The sequence below is a fragment of the Metapseudomonas phytobenefica genome, from assembly GCF_043392685.1.
Taxonomy (GTDB): domain Bacteria; phylum Pseudomonadota; class Gammaproteobacteria; order Pseudomonadales; family Pseudomonadaceae; genus Metapseudomonas.
In genome coordinates this window covers 1-11839 of sequence record NZ_JBHZGM010000055.1, presented here as the reverse complement: position 1 = coordinate 11839, position 11839 = coordinate 1, and the positions used below count along the sequence as shown (strand labels likewise).

Sequence of the window (11839 nt, the reverse complement as noted above, 5' to 3'; positions counted from 1 at the left end):
TGAACAACTCGCCCAGGTCGAGCAACTGCTGTTGAAAGGACATAAAAAATCCGATGCCAGAGGTCTGGCATCGGATTCTCGGGGAGCCACGGCAACAGCTCAAATGCTTATGTGAACAGCATTACGCTCTACGGCGGGCTTTTCAATAGCGCAAAGGGATCAGCCGCGGGCGGCCTTGATCACCTCGATATAGGGCGCGGCCATGCGCTGATCCTGGATCAGGGCGATGATGTCGTTGCCGTTTGCATCCTTGGCGTTGAGGTCGTAACCGGCTTCGACGAAGAAGCCGACGAAGCGCTCGAAGTCGTCGATGCGCAGGCCACGATAGGCCTTGATCAGCTTGTGCAGCGAAGGCGGCGTGGAGTCGGCCGGCTCAACCGCGAGGAACAGCTTGATCGAGTCATCGGAGATTTCTTCGCCAATCACCTGCTTCTTGTCTTTACGCATCGCTCACATCTCTCGGACCGGGTATCTCGGGGGCGGGCAGTTTACCCCCGCCCGGCCTCCAGGCTCAACGCGAGCGTACCGCACCGCTGTGCAGATCGGCCCAGACATGGCCATTGGGGTAACTGAGGAACTGGCAGTAGACTGGTCCGTTGCGCAGCAGGTCGAGTACCGCCGCGTACTGCGCCATCGGGTAGTTCAGACTGAGGATGCGGGTCTGCGGGTCATAGCTGGGCTTCTTCAGGCTCTTGCCTTCGCCGTCGAACTGGATCACCACCTGGCGCACGTCGGCGCCCTTGCTCAGCGGCTTGCCCTTCAGGCGCACCAGGCTGGGCGAAGTGATGGGAATCGGCTGCTGGTTGGACTGGCGCTGGCTACCCAGCACGACCGAATACTCGGTGATCTGGATCAGCTGCTGCAGTTCGGGCTGTTCCTGGCGCAGCGAGAGGTCGTCCGGCGGCAGGAACTGGGCATGCATGGGGGGATTTTCAGCGGCGCCTGCGGGCAGGCAGAGGATCAGCAGGAGAGCGGCGCCAAAGCGCAGGGGGGCGGACATCTAACGCTCCAACAGCGGGGGAGCGCAGCACTCTAGCACGGCCCCGGGGTGCTCTGGCATACGACTCAGGTCAGTACTACGCACCGCCGTTGGCCCCTATACTCGGCGGGTTGCAGCGAAGGAGCCGCCATGTCCTTATACCTCCCCCCTGTTTTCGCCGCCATGCGCCAAACCCTGCGCGAGGGCTACAGCCTGGCGAACCTGCGCGGCGACCTGGCCGCCGGCGTTACCGTAGGCATCATTGCCATCCCCCTGGCCATGGCGCTGGCCATCGCCGTCGGCGTAGCCCCGCAGCACGGCCTCTACACGGTACTGCTGGCGGCACCTCTGATCGCCCTCACCGGCGGCTCGCGCTTCAACATCACCGGCCCCACGGCAGCCTTCGTGGTGATCCTGCTGCCCATCACCCAGCAGTTCGGCCTCGGCGGCCTGCTGGTCTGCACGATGATGGCCGGGCTGATCCTCATCGCCATGGGACTCGCGCGGCTGGGGCGGCTGATCCAGTTCATCCCCTATCCGGTGACGCTCGGCTTCACCGCCGGTATCGGTATCGTCATCGCCACGCTGCAGATCAAGGATCTGCTCGGCCTGACGCTGGCCAAGACTCCGCAGAATTACGTGGACCAGCTGTACCTGCTGGCCCAGGCACTGCCGACCACGCACCTGGGAGATGCCATGGTGGCCATTGCCTCCTTCGCGGTGCTGGTGATCTGGCCACGTTTTGTACCCAAGGTTCCGGGGCACCTGGTGGCGCTGGCCCTCGGTGCACTGCTCGGCCTGCTGCTGGAGGTGCTGGGCCTGCCCGTGGCGACCCTGGGCGAGCGCTTCAGCTATGTGGTCGACGGCGTCAGCCATCCCGGCATCCCGCCCTTCCTGCCCACCTTCGCCTGGCCCTGGCAACTGCCGGGGCCGGATGGGCAGCCCCTGGGCCTGTCGTTCGAGCTGTTCCGCCAGTTGCTGGCACCGGCCTTCGCCATCGCCATGCTCGGCGCCATCGAGTCGCTGCTCTGCGCTGTAGTGGCCGACGGCATGGCTGGCACCCGGCACGATCCCAATGCCGAACTGTTCGGGCAGGGCCTGGGCAACCTGGTCGCTCCGCTGTTCGGCGGCATCACCGCCACCGCAGCCATTGCCCGCAGTGCCGCCAACGTACGCGCCGGCGCCAGTTCGCCCATCGCAGCCATCATTCACGCCGGCGTGGTGCTGCTGGCCATGCTGCTGCTCGCCCCGCTGTTCAGCTACCTGCCGATGGCGGCCCTGGCGGCACTGTTGCTGATGGTGGCCTGGAACATGAGCGAGGCCCGGCATGTGGCGCACACCCTGAGCATCGCACCGCGCAACGATGTGATGGTCCTGCTCGCCTGCCTGGTGCTGACAGTGCTGTTCGACATGGTGCTGGCGGTGGGGGTCGGCCTGTTGCTGGCCGCCGGCCTGTTCATCAAGCGCATGAGCGACCTCACCGACGTGGCGCCTCTGCCCCAGCACTTCCATGAAGCCCTGCGCGAGCTGCCCAAACAGGTGCTGGCCTACGCCATTCGCGGACCGCTGTTCTTCGGCGCGGCGGAAAAGGCCCTGAGCGTGCTGCGCCGCTTCAATCCGGAAGTGAAGGTGGTGATCGTCGAAATGAGTGCCGTGCCCATGCTGGACATGACGGCGCTGGCAGCCCTGGAAAACCTGCTGCGCGACTATGGCCACCAGGGCGTCGGCCTGGTGCTGGTGGGTACGACACCGCGGGTGCGGCTGAAGCTGCGCCGCGCCGGCGTTCACCGTGAAGCAGGCCGGCTGACCTACGTGAAAACCCTGGATCAGGCTCGCGCCAAGGCGCTGCAATGGCTGGAGCCCGCCGAGTCTCAGCCAAACAGCGAGGTCATCCACGCCAGGTAGGCGGCCGCGCCCTCATCCCCTTCCCGGGGCGCCCAGGCCGGTTGCTCGGCCTCGCTGATGGGGCGATAGGGGCCGGCCTTGCATTCGAACAGGATGCTGTCCGGCTCCAGCACCACCAGGGCGTGGAACACCCCCGGCGGCACGTCGACACCGACGCAATCGCCGCCGGCCACCAGTTCGCGCTGGTCGGCCACCTTGCCGTTTTCATCGAATATCAGCAGTCCCAGGCGTCCCTTGAGCACCAGCAGGCTTTCCGCCTTGTCGGCGGACAGGTGGCGGTGCGGCGGGATGTAGGTTCCGGGCTGCAGCCCCACCGCCATACGGTGGCAGGGCTCTTCCATCGCGTGGAAGTTGTGGTGCTGGCGCTTGCGCGGGCTCGCCGCGGACTTCTCGGCCAGTTCGGCAAACAGGGTCTGATCGAGGAAACGCGGCGTGCTCATGGCTCAGAGCCCCTTGACCGCGAAGATGCCGGCGGCGTTTCGCCAATACCCCTTGTAGTCCATGCCGTAGCCGAAGATGTAGCGGTCTTCGCAGGGCAGGCCCACATAGTCGGCCTTCAGGTCCGGACGGGCCTTGCGGTCGTGGGTCTTGTCGATCAGCACGGCGGTGTGCACATGGGCGGCGCCCGCGTGCTTGCAGAAGTCGATGATGGCGGCCAGGGTGTGCCCTTCGTCGAGGATGTCGTCGATGATCAGCACATCGCGGTCGATGAAGGAGATTTCCGGCTTGGCCTTCCAGAACAGCTCGCCGCCACTGGTTTCGTTGCGGTAACGGGTGGCGTGCAGGTAGGACAGCTCCAGGGGGAAGTCCAGCTTCGGCAGCAGCTTGCCGGCGAAGATCAGGCCGCCGTTCATGACGCAGAAGACCACCGGGTTGCGCTCGGCCAGTTCGCCGTTGATGGCTGCGGCGACCTGGCAGATGGCGGCCTCGACCTGAGCGTCGGTGTACAGGCAATCGGCTTCGGCCATCACCTGGCGGATGTGTACGAGATCGGCGGACATGGCAATTCCTCTGGATTCAGCGGGGAACATGCGCAGTTCCCGGTTAAAACTTGAACAGTTCGTCAAGATAAAAGTCGGCAAAGGTACTCATCCACCTGCCCCTGGGCAAGCCCCGACCGGACGAGCGTCGACCATACTGCAGCAGGCTGCTTGCCGCGTGTGACAGTTCCTTGCGTGACCGCGACATCAGTGCCCCGGACCCAGCAGTCAGTGCAGCACAGCCACTGATCAATGGATTAAGCTAACGCAATTTTTTTGCCAGCCCGCCGGAGAACCCTCCCATGCCCATCCGTGAGATCCGCCATCCGCTGATCCGCCACAAACTCGGCCTGATGCGCCGTGCCGACATCAGCACCAAGAACTTCCGCGAACTGGCACAGGAAGTCGGCGCACTGTTGACTTACGAAGCGACCAACGACCTGCCCCTGGAAAGCTACGAAATCCAGGGCTGGGCCGGCACCGTGCAGGTCGAAAAGATCGCCGGCAAGAAAATCACCGTGGTGCCCATCCTGCGTGCCGGCATCGGCATGCTCGACGGTGTGCTTAGCCTGATTCCGGGGGCCAAGGTCAGCGCCGTGGGTGTGGCCCGCAACGAGGAAACCCTGGAAGCCCACACCTACCTGGAAAAGCTGGCCCCGGAGATCGACGAGCGCCTGGCGCTGATCATCGACCCGATGCTGGCCACCGGCGGTTCCATGGTCGCCACCATCGACCTGCTCAAACGCGCCGGCTGCAAGGAAATCCGCGCCATGGTGCTGGTCGCCGCGCCGGAAGGTATCAAGGTGGTCAACGATGCCCACCCGGACGTGATGATCTACACCGCCTCCATCGACCAGAAGCTCAACGAGCACGGCTACATCATTCCCGGGCTCGGGGATGCCGGCGACAAGATATTCGGCACCAAGCAGAAGGAAAACTGATCGATGAGCGACGAATTCAAGGACCCGCTCTGGCGCCAGGTCATCTCCGGCGCGCAGATGCTCTTCGTGGCCTTCGGCGCCCTGGTGCTGATGCCTCTGATCACCGGACTGGACCCGAACGTCGCGCTCTTCACCGCCGGCCTCGGCACCCTGCTGTTCCAACTGGTCACCGGCCGCCAAGTACCGGTGTTCCTGGCCTCCAGCTTCGCCTTCATCACCCCGATCATCCTCGCCAAGGGCCAGTTCGGCCTGGCCGCGACCATGGGCGGCGTGGTAGCGGCGGGCTTCGTCTACACCTTCCTGGGCATTGCCGTGAAGCTCAAAGGCACGGGCTTCATCGACCGCCTCCTGCCACCGGTGGTGATCGGTCCGGTGGTGATCTCCATCGGCCTGGCCATGGCGCCCATCGCCGCCAACATGGCCATGGGCAAAGGCGGTGACGGCGCCGAGCTGATCCCCTACTCCACCGCCATGTGGATCTCCATGCCGGCGCTGCTGACCACCCTGATCGTCGCCGTGTTCGGCAAGGGCATTTTCCGCCTGGTGCCGATCATCTCCGGCGTGTTCGTGGGTTTTGCCCTGTCCTTCTGGTTCAGCGTGGTGGACACCGCGAAGATCGCCGCCGCGCCCTGGCTGGAACTGCCGAACTTCGTCGCGCCTGAGTTCAACCTGCAGGCCATCCTGTTCATCGTCCCGGTGGCGCTGGCTCCGGCCATCGAACACATCGGCGGCGTGATCGCCGTGGGCAGCGTGACCGGCCGCAACTACCTGAAGACGCCCGGCCTGCACCGCACCCTGCTGGGCGACGGCCTAGCGACGTCGGCCGCCGGCTTGTTCGGTGGCCCGCCGAACACCACCTACGCCGAAGTGACCGGCGCGGTGATGCTGACCAAGAACTACAACCCGAAGATCATGACCTGGGCCGCCATCTTCGCGATCGGCCTGGCCTTCATCGGCAAGTTCGGCGCCATCCTGCAGAGCATCCCGGTGCCGGTGATGGGCGGCATCCTCTGCCTGCTGTTCGGTTCCATCGCCGCGGTCGGCCTGAATACCATGATCCGCCACCAGGTGGACCTGGCCGAAGCCCGCAACCTGGTGATCGTTTCCGTGACCCTGGTATTCGGCATCGGCGGCATGCTGGTGGGCACCGGTACCGGCCAGGACGACTTCGGCCTGAAGGGCATCGCCCTCTGCGCCATCGTCGCCATCGCGCTGAACCTGATCCTTCCGGGGCACCAGACCTGGAAGCATCAAAGCGCGGACAGTGCGCCGCATATCTGAAGCTGCGCCATGAGAAAAGCCCCGTGATCGGGGCTTTTCTTTTGTCTGTGGGGGCGAATTCATCCACCGAGGTCTGCGAAGCAGCCCCGTAGGATGGGTAGAACGGAGTGAAACCCATCAAGTTCGAGAGATGGGTTTCGTTCCTCTACCCATCCTGCAAAGCAGGCTATCGGCCTGTGATTCCACGCCCCATCACCAGCGACAGCGCGCCCCTGCATGGGCTTCAGAGCGGGCGGGCCGTCGTTTCGCACAGCCTGGCCAGGGTCGACACCCACTGCGGATGGCTGTTCATGCAGGGCACCAGCACCAGCTCCTGGCCACCGGCTTCCTGGAATTGCTCGCGGCCGCGCTGGCCGATTTCCTCCAAGGTCTCGATGCAGTCGGCAACGAAGGCCGGGCACATCACCAGCAGCTTCTTCACGCCCTGCTTCGCCAGTTCATCCAGACGGGCTTCGGTATAGGGCTCGATCCACTTGTCCTTGCCCAGGCGCGACTGGAAGGATACCGACCATTGGCCGGGCTGCAGGCCCGCGCGTTCGGCGAAGGTTTCCGCGGTGCGCTGGCACTGGCTGCGGTAGCAGACAGCCAGGACCTCGTCGCTGACGCCCCGGCTGTCCGGTGCGCGCAGGTCGTGCTGCGGATCGATGTCCTTCACCAGCTTGCGAATGTGCCGCTCGGGTATGCCGTGGAAACTCAGCAGCAAGTGGTCGAAGCCCTGGTCCAGGTAAGGCCTGGCACTGGCCACCAGGGCATCCTGGTAGTCCGCTTCGGCGAAGAAGGGCGGCAGCAACGATACGTCCAGCTTCAGGCCCTGCGCGCGGATCACCCGGCGAGCCTCTTCGACGGCGGTGGTGGTGGTGCTGTCGGCGAACTGTGGATAAAGCGGTGCCAGGGTCACGCGCTTGACGCCCTGCGCGGCCAACTTGCACAACGCGCCCTCGATGGAGGGTTGGCCGTAGCGCATCGCCAGCTCCACCGGTCCGTGGGGCCAATGGGGAGCGATGGCTTGCTGCAACTCACGGCTGAGCACGATCAGCGGCGAGCCCTCGGGCCACCAGATGGACGAATAGGCGTGGGCCGACTGCGCCGGGCGCTTGATCAGGATCAGCGAGACCAACAGGCGCCGGAGCGGCCAGGGCAGGTCGACCACATAAGGGTCCATGAGGAACTGGTTGAGGTAGCTCCGTACATCCTCCACCCGGGTGGAAGCCGGGGAACCCAGGTTGACCAGCAGCAGCGCGTGATCAGTCATCAAACATCCTTAGGCTTCAGCAGGTCGCCGAGCGCCATGTCCAGATCGGTGAATGCAAAGGTGAAACCCGCCGCTGTCAGGCGCGACGGTACCGCGCGCTGGCCCCCCAGCAACAGGCCGGACAGCTCGCCCAGCAGCAGACGCAGGACGAAGGCCGGTGCCGGCATGAAGGCCGGTCGCTCCAGCGCGCGCCCGAGGCTACGGGCGAAGTCGCGGTTGCGGACCGGTTGCGGCGAGCACGCATTATAGGGACCGCGCGCATCGGTCCGCCGCAAGAGAAAATCCATCAGGGCGATTTGATCCTGCAGGTGCACCCAGGGCATCCACTGGCGGCCGTTGCCGAGCGGGCCACCCAGCCCCAGTCGGAACGGCGGCAGCAGACGCTTGAGGAAGCCGCCGTCGCGCGCCAGCACCAGGCCGGTGCGCACCAGCACCACGCGGATGCCAAGGGCTTCGGCCCGTTGCGCGGTCTCTTCCCAGGCCACGCAGAGCTGGCTGGCGAAGTCATCGGTGATGGGCGGTGAGTCTTCGGTCAACTCCCGTTCGCCACCGTCGCCGTACCAGCCGACCGCCGAACCGCTGAGCAACACCTGCGGCATCTGGTCGCGCTTTCCCAGCCATTCCAGAAGCTGCTCTGTGAGTGTGATGCGACTGCCCCAGAGTTGCGCCTTTCGCTGGTTGCTCCAGGGCCGGTCGGCGATGGGTTCGCCGGCCAGGTTGACGATGGCGTCCAGCGGTTCTTCGCCATAGTCGGAGAACTGTCCGATACCACGTACTGCACGGCCGCACAGGCTGGCCACACTCTGTGGCCGGCGGCTCAGGACGGTAAGCTGATGACCATCCGCCAACCAGCGTTGACAGAGTGCCCGCCCGATCAGACCAGTACCGCCGGTCAGCAATATGTGCATGGCATCCTCCTCGCATGGCGCTAAGTGCGGATATCGCCCTAGTCTGATTTATGACGATCCGACGTGCCCCGGATCGGGCCACGCACCGTCAGAAACTCAGAAGTCCGCGATTGGAACCGATCAACCTGTACAGCGCTTGAAAGTTGTACAGGTCTTGTCTAAAGCGTAGCCTGAAGCCATAGGTAACGAGGTAGACCATGACTGCACCTATCGCCATCATCGGTACCGGTATTGCCGGCCTCTCCGCAGCCCAGGCGCTACATGCGGCTGGGCAGAACGTAGAGCTCTTCGACAAGAGCCGCGGCAGTGGCGGACGCATGTCCAGCAAGCGCAGCGACGCCGGTTCCCTGGACCTTGGCGCGCAGTACTTCACTGCGCGCGACCGCCGCTTCGCCGAAGTGGTGCAGCAATGGCGCGACCGTGGCTGGGTAGCCGAGTGGTCGCCAAGCCTCTACAACTTCAGCGCAGGTCACCTGCTGCCCTCCCCTGACGAACAGATCCGCTGGGTCGGCACGCCGCGCATGAGCGCCATCACCCGCGCCCTGCTCGGCGGCCTGCCGGTGAACTTCTCCTGCCGCATCACCGAAGTCTTCCGTGGCGAGCGCCACTGGGGCCTGCAGGATACCGAGGGGCTCAGCCACGGCCCGTTCAGCCACGTGATCGTCGCAACCCCTGCGCCCCAGGCCAGCGCCCTGCTGGCTGCCGCACCGAAGCTGGCCGGCGCTGCCGCGAGCGTCGCCATGGAGCCCACCTGGGCCGTGGCCATGGGCTTCAGCGAACCGCTGGATACTCGCGTCGAAGGCTGCTTCCTGCAAGACAGCGCCCTGGAGTGGGTCGCCCGAAATCGCTCCAAGCCCAACCGCGAATCCAGCCTGGATACCTGGGTCCTGCATGCCACCAACGCCTGGAGCAAGCAGCACCTGGACCTGCCCAAGGAAACCGTGATCGAACACCTCCACGGCGCCTTCGCCGAAACCATCGGCTGCGCTGTACCAGCCCCGAACTTCAGCCTGGCCCACCGCTGGCTCTATGCTCGCCCCAGCCAGGCACACCAGTGGGGCGCCCTTGCCGACGCCGACCTCGGCCTCTATGCCTGCGGCGACTGGTGCCTGTCCGGTCGGGTTGAAGGCGCCTGGCTCAGCGGCCAGGAAGCTGCCCGCCGACTGCTGGAGCACTTGTGACCGTCACCGGAACCGCCTGGCAAGAAATCCCTCTCTTGAATTGGACGGCCCTATGGTCGTCCGATTGCGTTTGACGCCGCCACTCCAACCTTGCTTTCCCCTTCGGCAGCGACTCAGCCAGAAGCGCTCCTTCCGTCCAAAACTTGTACAAGCTATTTGACCTGTACAAGTTCGCCTCTATGATGCCCAGAAACCTATACACGAATCGATCGCTGTATAACTTCCGTTCAGGCATCCCTCAATGTTCAAGCTTCTCGAACGGTCGCAACGCCCCAGACCGGGCATCGGCACCTGCCTTCCCGGCACCCCCGCGCTGCAGGAAAACTTCCTCACTCGGGTCCACGCCTGTGCCCAGTGGCAACAGCTGTGCAGCGAGGGCCTGACGCACAAGGCGATCATCGCCTTCCATTCCCGCTACAAGTACCTGCTGATGGCCCACGATCCGCTGCAGTACAAGGCCCTCGGCCGCCTGCTCGGCAACCTCGGCAAATACCCGGCAGAGGAGATCGGCCCGCGCTATTTCGCGGCGCTGATGGCAGCTCTGAAGAAACGCGCCTCCCGCGGCACCCACAGCAATGTGCTGCAGCACCTCAGCGGCTATCTCAAGGCTCACCTCGGTCGCGCCGAGAAGGCGGAGCTCCAGCGCCGGATCGAGCAGTACCGCACAGGCCTGATTCCGCTGCTGGTGCCGATCACCCTGCTCAAGCATCACTTCAACAGCCACCCGGATCGCTACATCGCCCGGCAGGCCTACCTGCAGCCGCATCCGCATACACTCAACCTGCGCACTGCCCTCTAGCCCTGGATACGCCATGCGCCAACTCATGTGGTTCCGTACCGACCTACGTGTTCAGGACAACACAGCCCTGCACGCTACCCTCACCGCCGGTCCGACCATTGCCCTCTACCTCATCAGCCCCGGCCAGTGGCGGACCCATGACGACGCGCCGGCCAAGGTGGACTTCTGGCTGCGCAACCTGGCGGAGCTGGCCCGGGCGCTCGATCGGTTGAACGTGCCGTTGCTGATCCGCCAGGCCGATACCTGGGCCGATGCGCCGGGTGTAGTGCGCGACCTCTGCCGCGATCTCGATATCCGCGCGGTGCAGGTGAACGAGGAATATGGCGTCAACGAGGTCCGGCGTGATCGCGCGGTGGCCGAACGCCTGGCTGCGGACGGTATCGTCCTGCGCAGCCACCTCGACCAGTTGTTCTTCCGCCCCGGCAGCGTGCTGACCCGGTCAGGCGGCTATTTCCAGGTCTACAGCCAGTTCCGCAAGGTCTGCTACCAGCGCCTGCACACTGCCCTGCCAGGCTGCCTGCCGCCACCGATGGCGCAAGCGGAACTGGGCATTCCCGGTGACACGCCGCCGGCTACGGTGGATGGTTTCCCCGCTCCAGCGGCAAGTCTGCGCCAGCTCTGGCCGGCAGGCGAAGCGGCGGCCCAGGAACGGCTGGAGACCTTCGCCCTCGAAACACTCCGGTGCTACGAGGAACGCCGGGACTTCCCGGCCCACCCTGGCACCAGCCAACTCTCGCCCTATCTCGCCGCCGGAGTGCTCTCGCCCCGCCAGTGCCTGCACGCGGCGCTTCGCAACAACCAGGGAGAGTTCGACAGTGGCAGCCCGGGCGTTGTCTGCTGGATCAACGAATTGCTCTGGCGCGAGTTCTACAAGCACATCCTGGCCGGTTTCCCCCGTGTTTCGCAGCACCGCCCCTTCCGCCGAGAAACCGAAGCCCTGGCCTGGCGCAACGCACCGGAGGAACTGGAAGCCTGGCAGCAGGGGCGCACCGGCATTCCCATAGTCGATGCCGCCATGCGCCAATTGCTGGCCACCGGCTGGATGCACAACCGCCTGCGCATGGTGGTTGCCATGTTCCTCAGCAAGAACCTGCTGATCGACTGGCGCGAGGGCGAGCGCTGGTTCATGCGCCACCTCATCGACGGCGATCTCGCGGCGAACAACGGCGGCTGGCAATGGAGTGCATCCACCGGCACCGATGCGGCGCCCTATTTCCGCATTTTCAATCCCGTCAGCCAGTCGCAGAAGTTCGACCCGGACGGCCACTTCCTGCGTCACTGGTTGCCGGAACTGGGGCACCTGGACAAGCGGGATATCCACAACCCGGCCGGGCTCGGCGGACTGTTCGGCGTGGAGGGCTACCCGGCGCCACTGGTGGAACTCTCCACCAGCCGCGAGCGGGCGCTGGCAGCCTTCAAGGGTCTGGCTGGACGGGAGGTGTGACGTCCCCGCATACACCGATAGACCCCACAACCGGCGGGCAATAAAAAGGTTCATCGCGCTTTCCCGGGGAAGGCGGCCTTGATTTTCAGGAAAAAGTAGGCCGAGTCCCGAAAGCCATAGGCCATGCGTTTGATCACCTTGATGCGGTTGTTCACCCCCTCCAGGACAC

The 11839-nt window shown here is 64.9% G+C and carries 12 protein-coding genes and 1 pseudogene; 6 read left to right on the top strand and 7 right to left on the bottom strand.

Annotation, left to right across the window (positions count from 1 at the left end; all coding sequences use genetic code 11):
- Nucleotides 1-159 precede the first annotated feature (159 nt).
- The gene (locus ACFW0B_RS25330; protein WP_449151720.1) at nt 160-447 is read right to left on the bottom strand and encodes a PA4642 family protein; all 288 of its coding nucleotides are present in this window, start codon (nt 445-447) and stop codon (nt 160-162) included.
- Nucleotides 448-511: 64 nt separating this feature from the next.
- Nucleotides 512-1000, bottom strand: a complete 489-nt coding sequence (locus ACFW0B_RS25325) for a hypothetical protein (RefSeq protein ID WP_449151719.1) — start codon at nt 998-1000, stop codon at nt 512-514.
- 129 nt (nt 1001-1129) lie between these two features.
- Here ACFW0B_RS25325 and dauA point away from each other — a divergent pair, with 129 nt between their 5' ends.
- Nucleotides 1130-2884, top strand: a complete 1755-nt coding sequence (dauA, locus tag ACFW0B_RS25320) for a C4-dicarboxylic acid transporter DauA (RefSeq protein ID WP_449151718.1) — start codon at nt 1130-1132, stop codon at nt 2882-2884.
- On the opposite strand, the gene ACFW0B_RS25315 is transcribed toward dauA, so the two are convergent.
- Nucleotides 2851-3324 (bottom strand): WbuC family cupin fold metalloprotein, encoded by a 474-nt coding sequence (locus ACFW0B_RS25315; RefSeq protein WP_449151717.1) that lies wholly within the window; start codon nt 3322-3324, stop codon nt 2851-2853. The two genes, dauA and ACFW0B_RS25315, sit on opposite strands and share 34 nt — an antisense overlap.
- A gap of 3 nt (nt 3325-3327) precedes the next feature.
- On the bottom strand, nt 3328-3885 hold the full coding sequence (locus ACFW0B_RS25310) for a hypoxanthine-guanine phosphoribosyltransferase (RefSeq protein WP_449151716.1): 558 nt from the start codon (nt 3883-3885) through the stop codon (nt 3328-3330).
- A gap of 281 nt (nt 3886-4166) precedes the next feature.
- On the opposite strand from ACFW0B_RS25310, the gene upp reads away from it, so the two are divergent.
- Nucleotides 4167-4805 carry a uracil phosphoribosyltransferase gene (gene upp / locus ACFW0B_RS25305; RefSeq protein ID WP_449151714.1) on the top strand — a complete coding sequence of 213 codons (639 nt, stop codon included), beginning with the start codon at nt 4167-4169 and terminating at the stop codon, nt 4803-4805.
- Nucleotides 4806-4808: 3 nt separating this feature from the next.
- Nucleotides 4809-6086 (top strand): uracil-xanthine permease family protein, encoded by a 1278-nt coding sequence (locus tag ACFW0B_RS25300; RefSeq protein ID WP_449151713.1) that lies wholly within the window; start codon nt 4809-4811, stop codon nt 6084-6086.
- A gap of 223 nt (nt 6087-6309) precedes the next feature.
- Here ACFW0B_RS25300 and hemH read toward each other — a convergent pair whose 3' ends face one another.
- The gene (gene hemH, locus ACFW0B_RS25295; protein ID WP_449151712.1) at nt 6310-7338 is read right to left on the bottom strand and encodes a ferrochelatase; all 1029 of its coding nucleotides are present in this window, start codon (nt 7336-7338) and stop codon (nt 6310-6312) included.
- The gene (locus ACFW0B_RS25290; protein WP_449151711.1) at nt 7338-8246 is read right to left on the bottom strand and encodes a TIGR01777 family oxidoreductase; all 909 of its coding nucleotides are present in this window, start codon (nt 8244-8246) and stop codon (nt 7338-7340) included. Before ACFW0B_RS25290 ends, hemH begins: the two co-directional genes overlap by 1 nt.
- A gap of 197 nt (nt 8247-8443) precedes the next feature.
- Here ACFW0B_RS25290 and ACFW0B_RS25285 point away from each other — a divergent pair, with 197 nt between their 5' ends.
- The 3 genes and pseudogenes from ACFW0B_RS25285 (at nt 8444) to phrB (ending at nt 11670) form a co-directional block, all read left to right on the top strand.
- Nucleotides 8444-9427: an NAD(P)/FAD-dependent oxidoreductase gene (locus tag ACFW0B_RS25285; RefSeq protein ID WP_449151710.1), complete on the top strand. Its 984-nt coding sequence runs from the start codon at nt 8444-8446 to the stop codon at nt 9425-9427.
- 307 nt (nt 9428-9734) lie between these two features.
- A pseudogene (locus ACFW0B_RS25280) lies at nt 9735-10226 on the top strand (YbgA family protein); the annotation flags it as partial.
- Between the two features lie 13 nt (nt 10227-10239).
- Nucleotides 10240-11670 (top strand): deoxyribodipyrimidine photo-lyase, encoded by a 1431-nt coding sequence (phrB, locus tag ACFW0B_RS25275; RefSeq protein WP_449151709.1) that lies wholly within the window; start codon nt 10240-10242, stop codon nt 11668-11670.
- A 50-nt stretch (nt 11671-11720) separates the two neighbouring features.
- Here phrB and ACFW0B_RS25270 read toward each other — a convergent pair.
- Nucleotides 11721-11839 (bottom strand): transposase (locus ACFW0B_RS25270; RefSeq protein WP_211168518.1); only part of this gene is annotated, 119 nt, incomplete at its 5' end.